Here is a 20,680-nt window from a genome sequence, read left to right on the forward strand (position 1 = left end):
TGGACACTAAAAAAGATGACCCCGAATCAATATCGAGGTCACCTTTTAGCCGCCTAGTTTTTTATTAAATTGTCCACTTTTAAGGGTACAGTTCATTAATAAGAGGAAATGGCTTTTTAATTTGACCAATATTCTTGGATGAATTCATCCCGACCTGATTTCACGCGATCGGCTTCATATTCTTCTGGATTTTTTTCATGAAAATGTTGGTGATATTCTTCAGCTGGATAGAAGGTTTCAGCTGGCTTAATTTCAGTTACAATTGGTTTATTAAATTTTCCTGATGCTTCAAGTTGTTGTCGACTAGCTTCTGCTATTTCTTTTTGTTCATTAGTATGATAAAAAATAGCCGTACGATACTGAGGACCTCTGTCGTGAAATTGTCCGTCTGGGTCAGTAGGGTCGATTTGTTTCCAATATAAGTCTAAAATTGTGTTATAATCTATTTTGTCAGGGTCATATGTAATTTGTACGGATTCAAAGTGACCGCTTTGACCAGATTTTACCTGCTTATAAGTTGGATTTTCGATGTGGCCACCAGTATAACCAGAGATGACACTGTCAACTCCATCCCATTGATCGAAGGGTTTTACCATACACCAAAAACAACCACCAGCAAATGTTGCGTATGCTTTTTGTTTGCTCATATTAATCACTCCTTAAATCGTCTATTGATTATAGCAATTTTTTTCATAAGACGAAAGACAACCGCCTTAAAAAAAGCTGCCAATCATGTGATTAGCAGCTACAAACTTCGTTTTCCTGTAATTAGTTGATAAATAAATACAATGCCTGCTACAACGAGTAGGAGATGGATGAGTCCACCCGCTATTTCTAATACAAAACCAATCAGCCATAATGCTAAAATGATAATAATAATAGTCCAAAGCATTTTAATCACCTCAATTATAGGATTACCCTAATTTCAAATCTTTCAATCAAATTATCACTATTTTTCAATATTTTTTGCTAAAATGTTGTTAGACTGTTTAGATTAATGGAGGTACATAATGAAAAAAACATTTGTTTTAATTCCCATTCTTATATTCGTCTTAGTAGCTTGTTCGGATGAAGAAGTCGTGATTCCTCATGATAGCATGGGAGATTACATTGCCCTATGGGAAGAGAATTCATTTCAAGAGATGTATGATCAATATTTAACTTCAGATGCTACAGAGTCATTTGGAGAAGAAAATTTTGTTGAGCGTTATAATGATTTGTATAACGATTTAGAAATAAGTAACCTGTCAGTAGAAATGACTAATAATAATGAAGAACATTTAACAGAGCTTCGAGAAAATATTGAAGATCGTGACGAATATGAAATGCCTCTTAAAATTTCATTCTCTACATTAGCGGGCGATGTTGAATATGAAGTTGACGTTAATATGACTAAACAGGCAGCTGACGATCATGAGGATTTAGAAGAAGATCGTTGGTTAATTAATTGGAAGCCAGAATTAATTTTACCTGGATTAGAAAAGAATGAAAAAGTTTCTCTAGAGCGGAATGAGGGAAGAAGAGGAGATATCTTAGACCGAAATGGTAATGCTCTTGCAACATTGGGTGAGGTGTATGAAGTTGGCATTACACCTGAGCAATTTGATGAGTCTAATTTAGATGAACTAAGTGAATCATTAACAGTATCTAATGAGTACATCCAAAATAAATTAAACCAAAGTTGGGTTGAACCGAATTATTTTGTTCCAATTCGAAATATTGGGATTAACGAAGAGGATGTAGTAGAAGATGCGACAAGCGTTTCGGGTGTCACAACAAGAGTTAAAACAGATCGGGTTTATCCTTATGGAAAAGCTGCTGCTCATCTAACTGGGTATATTGGGCCGATTACAGCAAGTGAACTTGAAGAAAGAGAATCAGAAAGTTATAGTTCAAATGATGTTATTGGTAAACGTGGTCTAGAACAATTGTTTGAGGATCAACTACGCGCTGAAGATGGTGTAGCAATCGTTATTGAAAAAAATAATGGATCTAATACGACTGTAGTTGAGAAAGAACCTGTGGACGGTGAAACAGTAGAAACAACTATAGATATGAATGTACAAGAGACATTATATGATATTGTAAAAGAAGAAGCGGGTACAGCTACAGTCATGCACCCACAAACTGGTGAAGTGTTAAGTTTATTAAGTTTTCCAACTTTTGATCCGAATCAATTTGTCATGGGTATGTCAAATGCTGAATACGACGAAGTTACATCAAATGAAAACAACCCAACACTTAACCGATTTGCATCTAACTATTCACCAGGATCTACGATGAAGTTGTTAACTAGCCTTGTTGGGTTTAAACAAGATGAATTAAGCCCTGAAGAAGTCGAACAAATCGAAGGCTTACGTTGGCAAAAAGATTCTAGCTGGGGAGACTATTACGTGACTCGAGTGAGTTCGAATTATTCAGAAGTCGATTTTGATACTGCTATGACTCATTCTGACAACATTTATTTCGCTCGACTAGGGTTGGATATAGGTGCAGATCCTTTAGCAAGCGGATTGCAATCATTAGGTTTTGGTGAACCTTTACCGTTCACTTACCCTTTACCAGCGTCTCAAGTATCGAATTCAGGTGAAATTACATCAGAAGGTATGTTAGCTGATACATCGTTTGGTCAAGGTGAAGTTCTCATTAACAACACACATTTGGCCTCTATTTATAGCGGTGTAGCAAATGATGGCGAATATATGAAACCTAAGTTGTTGTTAAATGAGCAAGATGAGGTTTGGTTAGAGGATGTTGTAACAAACGAGGAAAATCAAATTTTACAAGATGCATTAAGAAGTGTTGTAACAGATGGATCAGCTACACAAATTGATCTTGATGGCAAAGCAATGGCAGGTAAAACAGGAACAGCAGAACTAAAATCAAGTCATGAAGAGAACGACGGTAAACAAAACGGACTCTTTGTCAGTTATGACCAAAATAATCCTGATTTATTATTAAGTTTGTTAGTTGAAGGGGTACAAGATCGAGGTGGAAGTGGCGCTGCTGTCGATTTGAGCAAACAATTCTTTGAAACTTATGAATAAAAAATGAGTGGTCAGATTTTTGACCACTCATTTTTTATTTTCAATATCTTGCATAACATCTATTAATAAATCCGGTCTGTCAGTAATAATACCGTCTGCACCAGAATTTAATAGTTGACGCATGGTTTCTTCATCATTGATTGTCCAATAAAAAACGTTAAGACCTAATCGTTCAGCACCGTCTATCAGGGAAGTGGATGTCAAATCAAAACCGCTTTCTGAGGTAGGTATTAATGTAGCATCAATACTCGGATTATACAAATTTCTCATCAATAGTTTATGAGTAAGCACAAAATTGCGAATTTCTTGACGACCTCCAGAAGTCGCGACATTAAAGGGGTCTCTACGTTGAAACTGTTTAATAATATTATGATCAAATGATCCGATTAAAACTCTGTCTTGCATATTATATTGATCAATTAAATTAATTAATCTAGTAATCATTTCATCAATACGATGGTCCGGGTTTGTCACTTTTATTTCTAAAATAAATTTTTGATTTGGAAACGCTTGAAACAGTTCCTGTAAGGTGATCAATTCTAGACCTTTCCCACGATAAGCATAATGACCGTCACGATCTTTGAAATAATAACCCGCGTCTAATTGTTTTAATTCTTCAAGTGTGAAATCAGCCACATGTCCTGTTCCATCAGTTGTACGATCAACTGTTGCATCATGTATGTTCATTAAATAACCATCTTCACTTATATGTAAATCAGTCTCTAAAGCATCCACCCCTAATTGATCAGCATATTTGAAAGCTGCCATTGTTGAAGAAGGTCTTAATTCTTCACCTCCTTGATGAGCAATCACCATAGGCTTGTCTTGTTCAAAAAAAGGCTTTGATTCAACAGAATGAAACACAATCTCATTAAAAACAATATACAATAGCACCACTGTTACTAAACTAACTATGGTTACTTTACTTAGCTTAAAATTGAAAATCATCACCTCAGTCAAAGATATAATTGCGTTTTTCATAACCTTTTTAGTTAAGTGAAATATTAGATAACCATAATAATATTATGTAAACATACTTTGAGAATTATATTGATAATGGTATAATATATGAAAGAAGGGAGGGGTAGTATGAATGATGAAAAGCCTATTGTTCAAATAAGAGATAATGGATCTATCTTAGTAAAAGGTGATGTTACATTATTGGATGCTGAAGGTAATGAATATCAAACAAAACCAGCATTTTCGCTTTGCCGTTGTGGCGCTTCTCAAAATAAACCGTTTTGTGATGGGTCACATAAACAGATTAATTTTCAAGATGTTTCACGGGCATAATTACATATTAAATCCCCTTTGTGTTCATTTTACACAAAGGGGATTTTACTATTTTTCTTGAAAATGAAGGAATGCGTCATGAGCGAATGTCACACCTTGACTCCAAGCTGCGCCTCCACCTAAAGCAATCGCTACACCAATTGCTTCTAATACTTCTTGTTCTTCCGCCTGATGTTCAGCAGCCCCTTTGGCATGATACACCATGCAATAGTGGTCTTTCGTATAGACAGCAATGCTTAAGGCGATTAATTGTTTTGTTTTCTTGTCTAAGGATCCCTCTTTAAAGGCTGAATCGGTAAACCGAAAATACTGTTCAGTCAATTCCGGTAAGTTTTTCTCTACTTCGCTTGTTTTTTCTTTTACATAAAGCAGTACATCATTGAAATTATCATGATTCTCATGATTCATAGTTATCACACCTTTCTTTATTAATGTGATTTAATAACGTTAGGTTATTCATTTTATTTCCGGAGTTGCTCTAATTTTGAACCGATCATGACAAATATCGATTAAATAACTTGTCAAAATTATAAACATTTTGACCTGAATTGTTTGATTTATATAGTATTTGCGCTTGCCCGGGAAATAATTCTTTAGATTTATATTTACAAAGTTGTTGTAAAATTGGTACAATTTAAGACATATCATTAAGTCGAGAAATGTCGAGGGGGAATACATATGAAATCAATTAAATTTAAGCTAACAGCCATTATGTTAGCACTATTAATCATTCCACTAGTGATTATTGGCTATATTTCTTATAGTCAAACGTCATTTTTGGAAAACACAATCATTCCTAAAAACGTGATTGAATCAGAAACGAGTGAGGCAACAGAAGTCTTTAATGAGTACGAAGAATTACTGACGTCAATAACTGAGGAAAATGAGATCAACTATAACAACACAGATATTCCGAGTGCGAGCACAAACTATGATAATATGCCTACAACAAATGACGAAGACTTAACCGACTATTATCAGTCATTTTTTGAAGAACGAAGTGGTGGCCACGAATATATCTTGAATTTATATATGGGTACACCTGATGGGAGCTTGTATTTAGATAACATCCCAGATGCAGATTTAACTGGGTATGACGCGACAGAGCGTGAATGGTATCAATTAGCTTCTGAGCAACAAGGCGAAGTTGTTTGGACAGAACCTTATATTGATGCAGCAACAAATCAATCGATTATTACATTAGCTAAAACCGTAACAAATGACCAAGGGGAAGTAATTTCGGTGGCAGCAATCGATTTCGAGATGTCTAAATTAGCCACATTAGTACGTAATGAGAATGCTCAAACTATATTTATCATTGGCTTAATTGCTGTCATATTCGGTGGCGTGGCTGTTTATTTATTTATTCGTTACATGAATAGACAAATGACTCAATTAGAAACAGGCCTTAAAAATGTCGCGAACGGAGATTTGACTCAGCCAATTGACGTAACTTCAGAAGATGAATTTGGTCGTTTGGCAGAAGAATATAACCAAATGATTGATCAAATGCACGCTTTAATTAAAAAAGTTGTCGAATCATCTGAACAAGTTGCTGCATCTTCTCAACAACTCAATGCAAATGCAGATGAAACTTCTAAAGCTGCCGAACAAATTGCTCATTCAATTCAACAAGTATCAGAAGGGCATGAACATCAATCACGTCAAGTGCATGAATCAACTGAATATGTATCAGAAATTTCCAACGATATTCAAGAAATTTCTTCTCGTGCTGAACGCGTTAATGAATCATCAGAAGAGACGTCTAAACAAGCTGCGGATGGAGAACAGGTTGTCCAGCAAGCCGTCCAACAAATGGATGAAATTAGCGATAATACATCTTCAACACGAGACATTATTCAGAACTTAAATGAACGTTCAAAAGAAGTCGAGAAGATTTTAACCATTATTAATGATATATCAGAACAAACGAATTTACTGGCATTAAATGCAGCTATAGAAGCTGCTCGTGCAGGAGAACATGGTAAAGGCTTTGCTGTTGTTGCGGATGAAGTAAGAAAATTAGCCGAGCAATCAACAGAATCAACAAGTCAAATTTCTTCAATTATCAATGAGATTCAAGAGCAAACAAAAGAAGCAGTCGACTCTATGGAAAATGGTGTTGAAAACGTAGATCAAGGGAAAGAGCTTGTTCATAAAGCTGGTGAATCCTTTGAGGATATCGCTCAAGCTGTTAATTCGGTTTCAGATCGAATGAAAGAAGTATCTGATTCCATACAGCAGATTGATGAACGGAGTGGTAAATTAGTTCAATCGATGGAAGCTGTTTCTGAACAAACTGAAAAATCCTCTGGACTAGCTGAAGAAGTTGCGAGTGCAGCTGAAGAACAATCAGCAAGTGTTGAAGAAGTGACTTCAGCAACTGATGCGCTATCCCATATGGCCGAAGAACTACAAAAAGCTGCTAATCAATTTAAAGTGAAATAATCAAAAAAGCTGTCACATTTGTGGCAGCTTTTTTTTATAGAAAATTGTTATGTTAATAAAGCAAATTAATTTCATTCCATCACAGATATTGATAGGATATGAAGTGACATAAACAATTGAAAGGAAAATCTTTATGACAAATTTAAATATACCATTATCCGTACTAAATTTAGCACCTGTTCGCGAAGGTGGCGATCAAAAGCAAGCAATTGATGATCTTGTCGATTTAGCTCAAGCGACTGAAGAAATGGGTTATGAACGTTATTGGATCGCTGAACATCACAATACACCAACCCTAGTCAGTTCAGCTACATCAATGTTAATCAAGCATACATTGGAAAATACAAACTCTATTCGAGTTGGTTCTGGTGGCGTGATGTTACCGAATCATTCTCCGCTAATCGTAGCTGAACAATTTGGCACGATGGAAACATTATATCCAAACCGTGTTGATCTAGGTCTAGGGAGAGCACCTGGTACTGATCAATTAACTGCTAGTGCCATTAGACGGTCAAACCATGATGCTGTTCATGATTTTCCTTCTGACATTAAAGATTTATTGCAATACTTTGGACCAGAGAATAAACAGGGTTATGTTAAAGCATTCCCAGGTGTCGGCAAAGACGTTCCCTTATATATATTAGGTTCGTCGACTGATTCAGCACGATTGGCTGCTAATCTTGGCCTGCCATATGCTTTTGCAGCTCATTTCGCTCCACATCAAATGGATGCTGCTATTGATCTATATCGTCGAAACTTCCAACCATCTGAGTATTTAAGTGAACCTTATATGATGATTTGCTTAAACGTCATTGCAGCTGAGACGGATGAGGAAGCTAAATTTGAAAAGACGACGTTAGATCAGTTCTTTTTAAATGTAGTGCGAGGAACAAGCAATCCACTAAGCCCTCCAGATGAAGATGTCATCAATCAATTTAGAGATGCAGAATGGCAAATGGTTCATAATATGTCTAAAACCTCACTGGTTGGAAGTCCTGAAACGATTAAAGAACAATTAACGCAGTTTCAATCACGATATGACATTGATGAATTAATGGCCGTGACCTATATTTATGATCGCGATAAACAAAAACGTTCCTATCAGATATTAAAAGATGTCGTAGATGGTAACGTTTAATCAACTAACTGCTTTAAGCTGAATAGCATTAATATCACTTGCATCAGCAATAAGGAGTTGGCGGTCAGCATCAACGAAGGTAGCGAGGTTTGTGTCTTGATTTATATGCACGAAAAGCCGAACGGAAATCGAATCACCGTTAACAGTAACCGTTGTTAACGGTGTACCTGGATTCAATTTTTGTAGTAAATAAATGAGTGACGTTTGATTGGAATCAATTAAACGATTTAACTGTTCGATGACTTGATGATAGTAAGTCTTGATGGTGTAATTTGTTTGATCTTGTTCATCTAATAATATTCGTTGCAAGTACTCAAGATCTTTAATATGGTTATCCATCTCAATTTGAACTTGCGAAGTTTTGTTTAGTTGATTAGCTGCGCAATCGATTTTGTGTAAAACTTCATCAAGTTGGTTATTGATTAGATTATCTTGATCAATGAGTGTATTAGTTACACTATCAAGCTTGTGAATAGCTTCATTTTGCTTTGCCATCAGAGTTTCAAGTTGATTATTGATCTGATTTTCTTGTTTAATGAGCTGATTAGTTAACCCACTTAATTTATCTAACTTCGCGTCATGACGCATTAATTGGTGACTAATATGGCCGAAATGATTACTGGATTTGAGGTCAATTTGTTTTGTTTTTTCTATTAACTGGAGTATATTTTGTTGCAGTTGATCTTGGTTAGCATCGGATCGAATTGCATGTTCATTTAGTGCGAAAAGCTGCTGAAATACTGATTGCATAAGTAATAGTAATCGATTTATTTTAAGTTGATTTGTATGACTGTGTTCTTTTTGAGTATCTGTTTTTACAAAAGAATGCTGTTGTGAAGGATTAAAATTTTGGTTTAAATAAAGCTTTGCGACCATACACTACGACCCCTATAATCTTAGTTATATTATCATATGTAATAAAGCCCAAATGGTTAATAAAAGAAGGGAGCCAATATGAATGACTCCCTTCTAGAACTGATTTATTTAAGTGTCAATTTCAATCATGTCGATTCGGTTACAGTCAGCAACTAATAAATCGTCGTCATCTTGAACGAAATAGGCTAAATTTGAATCGGAATCAAGTGATGCGAAATATTGTGCTGGTTCAGATTCACCGTTTACAAAGACTTCATTAACAGGTGTACCTGGGTTAAGTGTTTCGAGTAATTGACATACAGCAGATTGGCTATTTTGACTCATAGTTAACACCCCCCGTTAAATAGATTTTCCTGATCAGGATACTATATCTTATGGTGGTTCAAGCTAAACTACTTGTTCTAATAACCAAATTAATAAAAAATGAGTAGTTTATAAGAGGTTTAATAGTCTATAGACGAAATAGATGAAAGGTGATCATAAATGGAACAATATCGGATTGACCCGAGTAAAGGATTAGAATTTGGTTTATATACATTAGGCGATCATTTGCCAGATCCTCATACTGGTGAAAGAATTTCTGCTCAAACCCGTTTAAATGAAATCATTGAATTATCACAGCTTGCTGAACAAGCAGGATTGGACTTTTTTAGCGTTGGAGAAAGTCATCAAGAATATTTCACAACACAAGCACATTCTGTCGTACTTAGTGCAATCGCCCAAGCAACTGAAAAAATAAAGATAGCCAGTTCATCGACGATTATTAGTACACTCGATCCTGTACGCGTTTTTGAAGATTTTGCAACGGTGGATCTAATATCTGATGGGCGTACTGAAATTGTCGCAGGTCGTGCATCACGCGTTGGTAACTTTGAATTACTTGGCTATCCTTTACGCGATTATGAAGAGTTGTATGAAGAGAAATTTGAACTGCTTAATTTAATCAATCAACAAGAAGAAGTCACTTGGCAAGGGAAGCACCGCGCGCCACTTAATCAGGCGCGTGTGATTCCTCGACCTAAACATGGCTCATTACCGATTTGGCGAGCAGTTGGTGGATCACCATCAAGTGCTGTGAAGGCGGGCTATGCTGGTGTACCCATGTTTATGGCTCATTTAGGAGGGCCAGCATCAGTATTTAAGCGAACCGTTGATGCTTATCGCGATGCAGCAAAACAGGCAGGACATAATCCAGATGAGTTACCCGTTGCAACAGCTGGCTTTTTCTATGCAGCTGAGTCATCTCAAAAAGCATTACAAGACTTATATCCGCATATTAATGAAGGAATGAAGAAAACGAACGGTCAAGGCTTTCCGAAGCAAAACTTTGCTCAAGGCGCTGATCCTCACAATGTTATGAATATCGGTAGCCCACAACAAATTATTGAAAAGATTTTATATCAACATGAACTATATGGCCATCAGCGTTATATTGCTCAAATGGATTTTGGCGGGATGCCGTTTGATAAACTAAAACGTAATATTGATTTAATCGGCTCAGAGATTTTACCAGTAATTAGGAAATACACAAAACAGTAGAGGAGGGGGAAGAGTATGAAAGTTGTTGTTTTGTCAGGCTCTATTGTTGGTTCGAAAACACGAACAGCAATGGATTATACAATGGCATCTTTAGAAAAACAATACCCTGAAATCGAAACCACCTTAATTGATTTAAAAGATTATGACATCCAATTTAGCGATGGTAGAAATTATTTAGATTATCCTGGTGACACAAACTATGTCACACAAACCATTATGGAAGCTGATGCGATCATCATCGGAACACCAATTTTTCAGGCATCGATTCCAGCAACATTAAAGAACATTTTCGATTTATTACCAGTTGATGCATTTCGCGATAAAGTTGTTGGCATGTTAGCAACAGCCGGATCAGCTAAGCATTATTTAATATTAGAACAACAACTTAAATCTATCTTAGGTTATATGAAAGCGCAAATTGTGCAGTCATATGTATTTATTGAAGAGATAGATTTTGATCAGAAACAGATTGTAAACGATGACGTATTAGCGCGAATTGATCGCTTAGTTGAAGATACAATTATACTAAGTGAGACGTATCAACAAATTAAGCAAGCGAAAGAGGATCAATACGATTTTTAACGAGAAATCCTGATGTTAAATCAATAATTTAGCATCAGGATTTCTTATATTTAACGATGTAGGTTTGGATTCGGACTAATTAAATTCATTTTTAGGTTTACATAACATTGATTATACCAAGTTAATGATATAGTTTAACAGGCGCTTAACACCGTCAAACCGAGTGTTTTACGCCTGTTCATACTAGTTATACAATTATTATACGAAACTTATATAAAAGTTGCACAATTATTATACTTGTTGTTGATCTTCCCTGATTTGCTCATGAGTAACTGTTTGTTTTGGTCCAATCAATATAGCAATTAATCCAATCATGCCAGAGATTATAAACGTTACGCTATAACTCCATAAACTAATCCACGTCCCTGCTAACGTTGAACCGAACACTTGGCCTAGCGCTAGTAATAAAAACGGAATCCCAATCCCTAGTGATGCATTGGTTATGAATACTTTAATTCCCCATACAAGTAATACACCTGAAATAAATATATAAGCAGCACCGAAAATCCCCGCTGAGGCAATCGCCATTACACCGTTCGTCGGGAATAACGCTAAAATAATGGACCCGCTTGCTAAAACGACTCCCCCTACCTTATATGCTGTCGGTAAACCTATTGTTTCAATCATTGAACCTGAAAATCCTCCTAGAATTCCAAAAATTCCAATCATCACCCAAAAAAGTGATAATTGCCAATCAGGATAATTACCCGCTATTTCTATAAATGTACGAGAGAAAGTCCAAAATGCTGCTGTAGATACACCTAGAATAAGTGATGCAATGATGAGTGGTATAGCACCTTTCACACCTTTGATTGAAAGTTCACCTATTTGGAAGAAAGATGTTCGCTCTGTTTTTGGAATCACACGATAATTCCAAATCAGGACTAACAACGTTAAAATAGCATAGATTAGATAAGTTATACGCCAATTTGGTGATAAAACAATCGCACCTAATCCTGATAGTATAATCCCTAGACTTGTACCTGAATTAATCCAGGTGTTTGCTTTACCTTGCTCAGCACGATTAATCCATAATGAAATAGCAGCTCCGTATGGTGGTGAGATTAACCCTGTACTACTGCCCGCAAGTAATACGCCGAAGCCTAAAACCCAAGCATTCGGAGTCATAGTAATAATCATTAGTCCTACTACGGCTGCGGCACCTGCTAATAGGATCATCTTTCTTGGCCCATCTCGTGTAGTTAAAACAGTTGAATAAATAATAGTAAAACAATAAGCTAAATAAAATAATGATGAAATCAACCCTGATGTAAACTCAGACATATTTAAAGTGCTGTTGATGTCCGGAAGTAATAATCCGAAACTAAAACGAGCTAAGCCATATGTGACAGCAATCATCGTAACTCCTGGTAAAACGAGTTGAGAAAATCTCAATTCAACTCCCTCTCTTTCTTAGTTTAGATAGAACGTCCTTTCTATTAATGAGTATAGAAATTATGACGCATGCCCTACTAGAATGCGTGCCATTGCAACAGAATGCTCAGTTGCTTGTTCAGCTCCAATTAATGTTGTCATAGAGGTTGTCCCTTCTAATAATAGAGTCATCTGATGTGCTAGGTCATGATCTTGATCCTTCCCTTTTGCTTGGGCAAGTTTCTTGAAATACTGCAATAGTTTTGCTTTATGGCCCCTCGCGATGGCTTCGATTTCGTTATCTTCACCAGAATAATCTTCAATTGCTCTAAGGAACATATCGCCTTGATAAGACTCTTCTTTCAGCCATTTTCCGTGCGCTTCTACCGCAAGAATAAATGGTGAATCAGCATCCGACTCAATATATGAATCAAGATACGTCCAATACCTGCTTTCGCGTTGTCTTAATACTTCTTCAACGAGATTATCTTTAGAATTAAAATGATTATACAACGTCATCGTTGCCACATTTGCTTCTTGAATAATTTGTTTTAAGCCAACACCACGAAACCCATATTGATAAAATAAATCTTCAGCTACACGGAGTAATTGTTCTCGTTTAACAGAATAGCTCATTAAAATGCCACCTTCATTATATATTAGATAGAACGGTCATTCTACCCTTACTCTAGCAACCTATCTAAATTGGTGTCAATTCCAAAGACTTATGCAGAAAAATTCAAATGTAACCGCTTTTATTCATAACCTTCTCACAATTCATAATCTAAGTTATAATAAGTGTCAGATTAATAACTTAACAGAAACGGAGTGAATAGTTGTTATGACAAGAGCAGTATGGCATCCAAGTGAAAGCGATTTAACGAATACCCGTCTTTATCAGATGATGAATTGTCTTGGTTTCGAAGATTATGATCGATTTCATCAATACTCTGTTCAAGATATTGCGACTTTTTGGCACGAAGCAGAACAAGAACTTGGAATTAATTGGTTTGAACCATATGACCAGGCATTAGATTTAACAAATGGTGTGATGTATCCTGAGTGGTATGTTAATGGAAAAATGAATGTTGCCTATAATGCAGTGGAAAAATGGGCACATAATCCAGATTATCAAAAACAACATGCTTTGATTTGGGAGAGTGATGCTGGAGATACACGCAAATTCACGTTTAAAGAGTTAGATGAAGAAGTGAATCGTGTGGCTAATGGTTTACTAGATCAAGGTGCACAAAAAGGTGATATTTTTACGATTTATATGCCAATGATCCCTGAAACGACGATTGCTATGCTCGCCATCTCCAAAATTGGCGCGATCTTCTCACCCGCCTTTTCTGGTTATAAAGCAGAAGCTGTCGCCACACGAATTAATGCTGCTGAAGCCAAATATTTAATAACAGTCGATGGCTTTCATCGTGGTGGTAAAACCGTTAATTTAAAAGATGATGCTTCGGAGGCTGTTCAAGCAACTTCATCCATAGAAAAAGTCTTTGTTGTTGAACATGCACAAAATGATGTGAGTTGGAATAATGAAGTTGATATTCGTTGGCAAGATGTTCGTTCTTCCAATGATTCATTTAAATCAGTCCATACGAACGGCAATGACCCTTATATGATTATTTATACGTCTGGTACCACTGGTAAACCGAAAGGTGCGCTACATACGCATAATGGTTTTCCGATCAAATCAGCGTTTGATGCCGGAATTGCGATGGATGTCTCAGCTGGTGACACGCTTTTCTGGTTTACTGATATGGGTTGGATGATGGGCCCATTCTTGGTTTACGGCGGTTTATTAAACGGTGCTACGATTTTAATGTTCGAAGGGACTCCTACCTACCCTGAACCTGATCGGATCTGGGATATTGTCGAACGACATAATGTCACCCATCTTGGTATTGCACCAACACTGATTCGAACACTCATGACGTTAGACGAATCTTATGTAACGAAACATGACCTATCTTCACTTAAATTAATTGGTTCAACAGGTGAGCCATGGAATGAAGAACCATGGATGTGGCTATTCGATAAAGTATGCGGAGGTCGAATTCCGATTTTTAATTATTCGGGTGGTACGGAAATTTCAGGCGGTATTTTTGGAAATGTACTGGTAAAACCGATAGCACCAGTTGGGTTCAATGCTGCCTTGCCAGGTATGGATGTTGACGTTTATGATCAAGATGGTGAGCGTGTCGAAAACGAGGTTGGTGAACTTGTCATTAAGCAGCCTTGGGTTGGTATGACAAATGGTTTTTACAAAGAAAATGAGCGCTATGAAAACACATACTGGAATCGATTTAAAGATACGTGGGTTCATGGTGACTGGGTGATTCATGATGACGAAGGATTTTATACCATCACTGGACGCTCAGACGATACGTTAAATGTGGCAGGGAAACGATTAGGTCCTGCAGAATTAGAATCGATATTTGTTGAACATGATGACGTCGTAGAAGCTGGCGTGATCGGTATCCCAGATGATGTTAAAGGTGAGAAACCAATTGCCTTTGTTGTACCTAAAGGCGAAGATTATGATGAAGGAAAGTTAAAAGATGAGCTAATCAATCATGCGATTGACCGTTTAGGTAAAGCAATTGCACCAAGAACATGTCATATAGTCGATGATCTACCAAAAACTCGAAATGCAAAAGTGATGCGCCGTGCGATTAAATCAGCTTATTTAAATAAAGACGCTGGTGACTTATCGGCATTAGAAAACCCTCATGTCGTCGATCAAATTCGCGAAATAGGTAAGCAAAAAACTTAATCACCAAACAAAACCGCTCAGACTATAATCTGAGCGGTTTTAATAATTGGTATTATCATTTAGTTTTCACTAATTCCGTAAGCAAATATTAATAAAATAACAAAATACAAAACGAAGCCATTAAGAACAGAACCTATTATAATATACCATATCCTCTTCGAAGCAATTGCTAGAATGATACCAATGATCGATAGTCCTGTAAATACACTAATTCCTAACTGAATATTCACGTTTGGTCCTCTGGTGAGTAAAAAAAAGACAATACTGATAATTACCATGGTGATCGATAAAACTCCAAACACGTGTTTTCTCACCAAGCTCCTCCCTTCTATTATAAAATTCATACAAACCCAGATTATAGTTTACATAATATCGTTATAGTTAACTATTGCCGATTGTTTTTCCGACGATGCGTCCTGTAAATAAACATCCTCCTAAGAATGTGCCTTCTAAAGCTCGATAACCATGTATACCTCCGCCACCGAAGCCTGATGCTTCACCAGCTGCATAAAGTCCTGTGATTGGTTTTCGTTGTTGGTTTAACACCTGTCCAGACAAATTGGTTTGTAAGCCTCCAAGTGTCTTTCGACTTAAAATATTCAACCGAACCGCAATTAACGGGCCATGTTTAGAGTCTAGGAGTTTATGTGGTTTGGCCGTACGAATGAGTTTATCCCCTTTGTAAAACCGCGATCCACGTAAAGCTGTAATTTGTAAGTCTTTCGTAAATTGATTATCCATTTCACGATCTCGTGCTTCTATTTGTGATAAGATATGCTGTTCGTCTAGCAAATTTTCGCCACTCAGTTGATTCATTTCAGTTACTAATTCTGTTAGATTATCAGCGACAACAAAGTCCTCACCTTGTTCTTTAAAAGCTTCCACTGGTCCTGGAGCTCCGGGTAAAGCACGCTTTAACACTTTCTTAATACTCTTTCCGGTTAAATCAGGATTTTGTTCAGAACCGGACAATGCAAATTCCTTTTCGATAATGCTCTGTGTCAAAATAAACCAGGAGTAATCATATCCCGTTTTCATAATGCTCTCTAATGTTCCGAGAGTATCAAAGCCTGGAAAATTAGGAGACGGTAAACGATTACCTTCAGCATCAAGCCATAAAGATGACGGTCCTGGTAATATCCGAATTCCGTGATCGGACCATACAGGATTATAATTTTTAATTCCTTCTGTGTAATGCCACATACGATCTTTATTAACGACGTTAGCACCACTTTCTTCTGCTTTTTGAATCATCTTGCCATCGACATGATCTGGGACACCTGAAATCATCTGTTTCGGAGGTGGCCCTAGACGTTCAGGCCAATTTTCTCTTATTAGTTTAAAATTAGCTCCGATTCCTCCTGTTGCAATCACGACATGGTCAGCCTTATAGTGAAATGAATCTTTTACTTCTCGACTGCTTTTTTCACCGCGCTCGCTTTCGTCATCGACTAACACAGATCCTTCTACACCTACAACAGCATTATTTTCTTTAAGTAGTGAATTAACTTGATGACGCGGTAGATAAGTCACTAAGCCGCCGTCAATGTATTTTGATACAAGCTTTTTAAAAGGATCTAGTATCCCAGGGCCTGTTCCCCATACAATATGAAATCGAGGAACTGAATTGCCGTGGCCATCAGCTAAATATCCTCCACGTTCAGCCCAGCCAATGACAGGGAAGAAACTAATGCCTAAATTCTTGAGCCATTGTCGTTTCTCATTTGCTGCAAAGTCCAAATAAGCTTCAGCCCATTGTTTTCCCCAATCATCATGTTCACCTTGATCAAATGCCGCCGAGCCAAACCAATCTTGTCTAGCTAAATCATATGAATCTCGAATCCCCATTCTACGTTGTTCTGGACTATCAATTAAAAATAAACCTCCAAATGACCACCAGGCTTGGCCTCCAAACGATGATTCTGGTTCTTGATCAAGTAATAAAACATGTTTACCATAAGCAGCAATTCCTGAAGTTGCAACAAGGCCGGATAAACCAGCACCGATTACAATCGCATCGTACTTCATTTAATCACACCCTCATAAGTTTGATCATCTAATCAATAAAAAACAGCATAGCTAAACCTATATTAGGTCTATGCCATGCTGCTTAAAATCATTATACTGGATAAACACCGTGCTTACGTTCTGTGAATTGTACGTTCTTCGATTGATAAACATCAAGTCGTTGCGTTAAAGCACCTCGTAAATTATTTGGTTCAACAATGTCATCAACAATCATTTCGGATGCCAAACGATAAATGTCGATATTTTCTTTGTATTCTTCATGTTTCTCTTTAATAAATTCTTGTCTCTCTTCTTCTGGTAATACGGCTATTTTATTCGCATACACTGCATTAACAGCTGCCTCTGGTCCCATGACAGCAATTTGTGCAGTTGGAAGTGCAATGGTGACGTCTGGATCAAACGCTGGTCCTGCCATGGCATATAAGCCAGCTCCATATGCTTTTCGTACAACAACACAAATTTTAGGTACGGTAACCTCACTCATAGCTGAGATCATTTTAGCCCCATGGCGAATAATGCCTGCTCTTTCTACCTTCGTTCCAATCATGAACCCAGGGATATCGGCTAAGAAAACAAGTGGAATATTAAAGGCATCACATAATTGAATAAATTTAGCGGCTTTATCAGCTGAATCATGGAACAACACGCCACCTTTTTGACGTGGTTGATTAGCAATAATACCGACTGATTTACCGTCGATTCGAGCTAATCCCGTAATTAACTCTTTAGCGAATTCGCGCTTAATTTCGCAGAAACTGTCGTTATCAATTAAACGATTGATTAACTCGTACATATCGAATGGAGCGTTCTGATTTTCTGGGATTAAATCGCTAATGGTTTTGTCGAATTGTCCTGGTTCAACTGGATCGTGTTCATTCGGCTGTGTTCTAAAGTTTTGCGGAAAATAAGTTAAATACTTTTGCACATAATCAATTGCTTCTTGTTCGCTTTCGACTAGCACGTCACCAACACCAGAAACAGAACAGTGCATTTTGGCTCCGCCCATTTCTTCAAGTGATACCTGTTCTCCAATGACTTTTTCAGCCATTCGTGGTGAGCCTAAATACATCGAAGCATTGCCCTCAACCATGACGACAATGTCACAAAAGGCAGGTATGTACGCTCCGCCGGCCGCAGATGGTCCAAATAATAAGCATACTTGCGGGACTCGTCCGGACATTTTTACTTGATTATGAAAGATACGACCTGCGCCGCGCCGATTCGGGAACATTTCAATCTGATCAGTAATTCTTGCACCAGCAGAGTCCACTAAATATAACATAGGAACTTCTAATTTCATGGCGGTTTCTTGTATACGAATGATTTTCTCTACTGTGCGCGCTCCCCAAGAACCCGCTTTAACTGTTGAATCATTCGCCATCACAGCGACTGTTTCGCCGTTTAACTTGCCTAAGCCTGTCACGACACCATCTGCTGGAAGAGATTCATCAACGCAATTAGCAAAAAAGGCATCTTCTACATTTAAATCATCGTCTAAAAGCATGTTAAGTCTGTCACGGACAAACATTTTACCTTTTTCAGCGTTTTTTTCGTGGTATTTTTCTGCTCCACCTTTTTCGATTCGTTCGCGCATCGCTTGGTGCTGTTCTTCAAATGCCACCTTAATCACCCTTTCTGTCTATTTCCCTTTAAATTGTGGTTGTCTTTTGTCTTTAAACGCTTGTAAGGCTTCCAAACGATCTTCAGTTGGGATCGTCGTTAAATAATAATGACGTTCGATTTCAAGACCTGTTGCTATATCACGTTCATAACCGCGTTCAATCGCTTGTTTAGCAGCACGAACACCAATTGGTCCATTGGCTGAAATTTGATTAGCTAAAGTTATAGCTTGGTTCAATAATTCATCTGGACTTACACTTTCTTCAATTAAACCGATTGATTGCGCTTCTTCACTACCGAAGCGTTTCGCTGTTAATATATAATACTTTGCCTTAGCAAGCCCGATTAACTTAGCTAAACGTTGGGTTCCTCCAGCTCCTGGTATAATGGCTAATGATGTCTCAGTAAGACCCATTTTCGCTTTATCACTTGCTATACGAATATCACAAGCTAGTGATAACTCTAAACCACCACCGAAAGCGGCACCATTAATGGCTGCGATCGTTGGTACTGATAACTGTTCGACACGACGTACAAGGCCACCAATAGAACGAACTGTTTTAACAACTTCTTCTTCTGTCATCGTTTGACGTTCTTTTAAATCAGCACCTGCACAAAATGCCTTCTCACCTTTTCCAGTTATTATTAAGGCTCGTAAATCTTCATGAGATTCGATTTTATCTAGTGCATGATGAAAATCCTCTATAAGCTGTGTTGAAAAAGCATTCGCTGCATATGGACGATTTAAGTATAAAATACCGACATGGTCCGTTTGCATCTGCCATATTACTGTACTCATCGCATCACATCCTTCTAGCTAGTTCCATTTGTTTACTGGGTAAAGGCTTATCTAAATGCTTCTCGATTGCTAATCCTGTATTCGTTAACTTATCCAAATTCACACCTGTCTCGATCCCCATTTCAGTGAGCATATGAACTAAATCATCTGTTGCGACGTTGCCTGAAGCGCCTTTAGCGTACGGGCAACCACCTAAGCCACCTAAAGAGCCATCAAATGTACGGAAGCCGTGTTCTAACGCGACATACGTATTAGCAAGTGCCATCCCACGTGTGTCATGAAAATGTAAGGCTAAATGATTTTGATCAAAACGCTCTTTCATCGATGATAAAACGTTGTGAACTTGGACGGGATTAGCGACACCAATTGTGTCACCAATAGATAATTCATCAATGCCCATTGAAAACAGATTGTCACATACTGACATCACTTGATTAACGTCAATTTTCCCTTCATATGGGCAACCAAAAACAGTGGAAATATAACCTCGAACTGATTTTCCTTCCTGTTTAGCACCATCAACGACTTCTTGTAGGACAGGATAAGTTTCATCAATCGATTTATTGATGTTCTTTTGATTATGCGTCTCACTCGCTGACATGAAGATCGACACCTCATCAACATCAGCTTCAATAGCTCGTTCTAATCCTTTTAAATTAGGAACAAGCGCCGCATAAGTCAAATCATTCTTTCGATCAATCCCTTTAGCAACCTCGACCGCATCTTTTAATTGTGGAATCCATTTAGGATGAACAAACGATGTTAACTCGATATAAGATAAGCCGCTTTCAGATAATTGATTAATTAAACTAATTTTAGCCTCAGTATCAATAAGTGTTTTTTCATTTTGTAGACCATCACGTGGTCCCACTTCTTTAATCGTCACATCTTGTGGTAGACTAACCATAACTGAAACTCCTTTTAGGGTGGATTATTCAATAATTGCGATAACGTCCCCTTCGTTAACGAAATCTTCTTCTTTTACTTTCAATTCTTTAACAGTACCAGTGACTTCTGCCGCAATCGGAATCTCCATTTTCATAGATTCTAAGATGACGACATCCTGACTAGAATCGACCGAATCTCCTTCTGAAATCATCACTTTCCAAACGTTACCTGCCATACTTGCTTTTACTTCTGCCATAAGT

The 20,680-nt window shown here is 37.5% G+C and carries 21 protein-coding genes; 7 read left to right on the forward strand and 14 right to left on the reverse strand.

Annotation, left to right across the window (positions count from 1 at the left end):
• Nucleotides 1–116: 116 nt before the first annotated feature.
• Together msrA and J2S77_RS04170 are read right to left on the reverse strand one after the other, a co-directional pair.
• Nucleotides 117–647, reverse strand: a complete 531-nt coding sequence (gene msrA, locus J2S77_RS04165; protein WP_306974944.1) for a peptide-methionine (S)-S-oxide reductase MsrA — start codon at nucleotides 645–647, stop codon at nucleotides 117–119.
• Between the two features lie 98 nt (nucleotides 648–745).
• The gene (locus J2S77_RS04170) at nucleotides 746–892 is read right to left on the reverse strand and encodes a lmo0937 family membrane protein (protein WP_167260417.1); all 147 of its coding nucleotides are present in this window, start codon (nucleotides 890–892) and stop codon (nucleotides 746–748) included.
• Nucleotides 893–1,010: 118 nt separating this feature from the next.
• Here J2S77_RS04170 and J2S77_RS04175 point away from each other — a divergent pair, with 118 nt between their 5' ends.
• Nucleotides 1,011–3,047, forward strand: coding sequence for a penicillin-binding transpeptidase domain-containing protein (locus J2S77_RS04175; RefSeq protein WP_306974947.1), 2,037 nt, complete (start codon nucleotides 1,011–1,013; stop codon nucleotides 3,045–3,047).
• 27 nt (nucleotides 3,048–3,074) lie between these two features.
• On the opposite strand, the gene J2S77_RS04180 is transcribed toward J2S77_RS04175, so the two are convergent.
• Nucleotides 3,075–3,995 (reverse strand): glycerophosphodiester phosphodiesterase family protein, encoded by a 921-nt coding sequence (locus tag J2S77_RS04180; protein WP_306974949.1) that lies wholly within the window; start codon nucleotides 3,993–3,995, stop codon nucleotides 3,075–3,077.
• Between the two features lie 141 nt (nucleotides 3,996–4,136).
• On the opposite strand from J2S77_RS04180, the gene J2S77_RS04185 reads away from it, so the two are divergent.
• Entirely contained in the window at nucleotides 4,137–4,340 is a 204-nt protein-coding gene (locus J2S77_RS04185; protein WP_306974950.1) for a CDGSH iron-sulfur domain-containing protein, read from the forward strand.
• Between the two features lie 48 nt (nucleotides 4,341–4,388).
• Here the strand turns inward: J2S77_RS04185 and J2S77_RS04190 are convergent, their stop codons facing one another.
• Nucleotides 4,389–4,748 carry a carboxymuconolactone decarboxylase family protein gene (locus J2S77_RS04190; protein ID WP_306974952.1) on the reverse strand — a complete coding sequence of 120 codons (360 nt, stop codon included), beginning with the start codon at nucleotides 4,746–4,748 and terminating at the stop codon, nucleotides 4,389–4,391.
• A 270-nt stretch (nucleotides 4,749–5,018) separates the two neighbouring features.
• Between J2S77_RS04190 and J2S77_RS04195 the strand changes: the two genes are divergently transcribed.
• Both J2S77_RS04195 and J2S77_RS04200 read left to right on the forward strand, forming a co-directional pair.
• Nucleotides 5,019–6,788: a methyl-accepting chemotaxis protein gene (locus J2S77_RS04195; RefSeq protein ID WP_306974954.1), complete on the forward strand. Its 1,770-nt coding sequence runs from the start codon at nucleotides 5,019–5,021 to the stop codon at nucleotides 6,786–6,788.
• Between the two features lie 133 nt (nucleotides 6,789–6,921).
• The gene (locus tag J2S77_RS04200) at nucleotides 6,922–7,926 is read left to right on the forward strand and encodes an LLM class flavin-dependent oxidoreductase (RefSeq protein WP_306974956.1); all 1,005 of its coding nucleotides are present in this window, start codon (nucleotides 6,922–6,924) and stop codon (nucleotides 7,924–7,926) included.
• Here J2S77_RS04200 and J2S77_RS04205 read toward each other — a convergent pair whose 3' ends face one another.
• A complete protein-coding gene (locus J2S77_RS04205; RefSeq protein ID WP_306974958.1) occupies nucleotides 7,927–8,802 on the reverse strand; it encodes a hypothetical protein in 876 nt (291 codons plus the stop codon). It lies immediately after the preceding gene.
• Between the two features lie 108 nt (nucleotides 8,803–8,910).
• Complete coding sequence (locus J2S77_RS04210) at nucleotides 8,911–9,126, reverse strand: hypothetical protein (RefSeq protein ID WP_306974960.1); 216 nt, start codon at nucleotides 9,124–9,126, stop codon at nucleotides 8,911–8,913.
• A 159-nt stretch (nucleotides 9,127–9,285) separates the two neighbouring features.
• On the opposite strand from J2S77_RS04210, the gene J2S77_RS04215 reads away from it, so the two are divergent.
• Both J2S77_RS04215 and J2S77_RS04220 read left to right on the forward strand, forming a co-directional pair.
• Nucleotides 9,286–10,341, forward strand: a complete 1,056-nt coding sequence (locus J2S77_RS04215) for an LLM class flavin-dependent oxidoreductase (RefSeq protein WP_306974962.1) — start codon at nucleotides 9,286–9,288, stop codon at nucleotides 10,339–10,341.
• 15 nt (nucleotides 10,342–10,356) lie between these two features.
• Nucleotides 10,357–10,923 (forward strand): NADPH-dependent FMN reductase, encoded by a 567-nt coding sequence (locus J2S77_RS04220; protein ID WP_306974964.1) that lies wholly within the window; start codon nucleotides 10,357–10,359, stop codon nucleotides 10,921–10,923.
• A gap of 231 nt (nucleotides 10,924–11,154) precedes the next feature.
• Here the strand turns inward: J2S77_RS04220 and J2S77_RS04225 are convergent, their stop codons facing one another.
• Both J2S77_RS04225 and J2S77_RS04230 read right to left on the reverse strand, forming a co-directional pair.
• The gene (locus J2S77_RS04225; RefSeq protein WP_306974966.1) at nucleotides 11,155–12,318 is read right to left on the reverse strand and encodes an MFS transporter; all 1,164 of its coding nucleotides are present in this window, start codon (nucleotides 12,316–12,318) and stop codon (nucleotides 11,155–11,157) included.
• Between the two features lie 60 nt (nucleotides 12,319–12,378).
• The gene (locus J2S77_RS04230) at nucleotides 12,379–12,933 is read right to left on the reverse strand and encodes a TetR/AcrR family transcriptional regulator (protein ID WP_306974968.1); all 555 of its coding nucleotides are present in this window, start codon (nucleotides 12,931–12,933) and stop codon (nucleotides 12,379–12,381) included.
• Between the two features lie 205 nt (nucleotides 12,934–13,138).
• On the opposite strand from J2S77_RS04230, the gene J2S77_RS04235 reads away from it, so the two are divergent.
• Nucleotides 13,139–15,085, forward strand: a complete 1,947-nt coding sequence (locus J2S77_RS04235) for an AMP-binding protein (RefSeq protein WP_306974970.1) — start codon at nucleotides 13,139–13,141, stop codon at nucleotides 15,083–15,085.
• Nucleotides 15,086–15,144: 59 nt separating this feature from the next.
• Here the strand turns inward: J2S77_RS04235 and J2S77_RS04240 are convergent, their stop codons facing one another.
• The 6 genes from J2S77_RS04240 to J2S77_RS04265 form a co-directional block, all read right to left on the reverse strand.
• A complete protein-coding gene (locus tag J2S77_RS04240) occupies nucleotides 15,145–15,399 on the reverse strand; it encodes a hypothetical protein (RefSeq protein WP_306974972.1) in 255 nt (84 codons plus the stop codon).
• Between the two features lie 67 nt (nucleotides 15,400–15,466).
• Nucleotides 15,467–17,113 (reverse strand): FAD-binding dehydrogenase, encoded by a 1,647-nt coding sequence (locus J2S77_RS04245; RefSeq protein ID WP_306974974.1) that lies wholly within the window; start codon nucleotides 17,111–17,113, stop codon nucleotides 15,467–15,469.
• 91 nt (nucleotides 17,114–17,204) lie between these two features.
• Nucleotides 17,205–18,707: an acyl-CoA carboxylase subunit beta gene (locus tag J2S77_RS04250; protein WP_306975496.1), complete on the reverse strand. Its 1,503-nt coding sequence runs from the start codon at nucleotides 18,705–18,707 to the stop codon at nucleotides 17,205–17,207.
• Between the two features lie 45 nt (nucleotides 18,708–18,752).
• Nucleotides 18,753–19,532 (reverse strand): enoyl-CoA hydratase-related protein, encoded by a 780-nt coding sequence (locus J2S77_RS04255; protein WP_306974975.1) that lies wholly within the window; start codon nucleotides 19,530–19,532, stop codon nucleotides 18,753–18,755.
• A 4-nt stretch (nucleotides 19,533–19,536) separates the two neighbouring features.
• Entirely contained in the window at nucleotides 19,537–20,439 is a 903-nt protein-coding gene (locus J2S77_RS04260; RefSeq protein ID WP_306974977.1) for a hydroxymethylglutaryl-CoA lyase, read from the reverse strand.
• Nucleotides 20,440–20,463: 24 nt separating this feature from the next.
• Nucleotides 20,464–20,676 (reverse strand): acetyl-CoA carboxylase biotin carboxyl carrier protein subunit, encoded by a 213-nt coding sequence (locus J2S77_RS04265; RefSeq protein ID WP_306974980.1) that lies wholly within the window; start codon nucleotides 20,674–20,676, stop codon nucleotides 20,464–20,466.
• Nucleotides 20,677–20,680 lie beyond the last annotated feature (4 nt).

This window comes from Alkalibacillus salilacus (assembly GCF_030812915.1).
Lineage (GTDB): Bacteria > Bacillota > Bacilli > Bacillales > Alkalibacillaceae > Alkalibacillus > Alkalibacillus salilacus.

What these genes read in the sequence shown, in the direction of transcription:
- J2S77_RS04230 (WP_306974968.1), bottom strand. Translation starts at nt 12,933, where the DNA reads ATGAGCTATTCTGTTAAACGAGAACAATTACTCCGTGTAGCTGAAGAT.
- msrA (WP_306974944.1), bottom strand. Translation starts at nt 647, where the DNA reads ATGAGCAAACAAAAAGCATACGCAACATTTGCTGGTGGTTGTTTTTGG.
- J2S77_RS04205 (WP_306974958.1), bottom strand. Translation starts at nt 8,802, where the DNA reads ATGGTCGCAAAGCTTTATTTAAACCAAAATTTTAATCCTTCACAACAG.
- J2S77_RS04215 (WP_306974962.1), top strand. Translation starts at nt 9,286, where the DNA reads ATGGAACAATATCGGATTGACCCGAGTAAAGGATTAGAATTTGGTTTA.
- J2S77_RS04210 (WP_306974960.1), bottom strand. Translation starts at nt 9,126, where the DNA reads ATGAGTCAAAATAGCCAATCTGCTGTATGTCAATTACTCGAAACACTT.
- J2S77_RS04200 (WP_306974956.1), top strand. Translation starts at nt 6,922, where the DNA reads ATGACAAATTTAAATATACCATTATCCGTACTAAATTTAGCACCTGTT.
- J2S77_RS04220 (WP_306974964.1), top strand. Translation starts at nt 10,357, where the DNA reads ATGAAAGTTGTTGTTTTGTCAGGCTCTATTGTTGGTTCGAAAACACGA.
- J2S77_RS04180 (WP_306974949.1), bottom strand. Translation starts at nt 3,995, where the DNA reads ATGATTTTCAATTTTAAGCTAAGTAAAGTAACCATAGTTAGTTTAGTA.
- J2S77_RS04175 (WP_306974947.1), top strand. Translation starts at nt 1,011, where the DNA reads ATGAAAAAAACATTTGTTTTAATTCCCATTCTTATATTCGTCTTAGTA.
- J2S77_RS04185 (WP_306974950.1), top strand. Translation starts at nt 4,137, where the DNA reads ATGAATGATGAAAAGCCTATTGTTCAAATAAGAGATAATGGATCTATC.
- J2S77_RS04190 (WP_306974952.1), bottom strand. Translation starts at nt 4,748, where the DNA reads ATGAATCATGAGAATCATGATAATTTCAATGATGTACTGCTTTATGTA.
- J2S77_RS04235 (WP_306974970.1), top strand. Translation starts at nt 13,139, where the DNA reads ATGACAAGAGCAGTATGGCATCCAAGTGAAAGCGATTTAACGAATACC.
- J2S77_RS04195 (WP_306974954.1), top strand. Translation starts at nt 5,019, where the DNA reads ATGAAATCAATTAAATTTAAGCTAACAGCCATTATGTTAGCACTATTA.
- J2S77_RS04260 (WP_306974977.1), bottom strand. Translation starts at nt 20,439, where the DNA reads ATGGTTAGTCTACCACAAGATGTGACGATTAAAGAAGTGGGACCACGT.
- J2S77_RS04265 (WP_306974980.1), bottom strand. Translation starts at nt 20,676, where the DNA reads ATGGCAGAAGTAAAAGCAAGTATGGCAGGTAACGTTTGGAAAGTGATG.
- J2S77_RS04255 (WP_306974975.1), bottom strand. Translation starts at nt 19,532, where the DNA reads ATGAGTACAGTAATATGGCAGATGCAAACGGACCATGTCGGTATTTTA.
- J2S77_RS04170 (WP_167260417.1), bottom strand. Translation starts at nt 892, where the DNA reads ATGCTTTGGACTATTATTATTATCATTTTAGCATTATGGCTGATTGGT.
- J2S77_RS04245 (WP_306974974.1), bottom strand. Translation starts at nt 17,113, where the DNA reads ATGAAGTACGATGCGATTGTAATCGGTGCTGGTTTATCCGGCCTTGTT.
- J2S77_RS04250 (WP_306975496.1), bottom strand. Translation starts at nt 18,707, where the DNA reads ATGCGCGAACGAATCGAAAAAGGTGGAGCAGAAAAATACCACGAAAAA.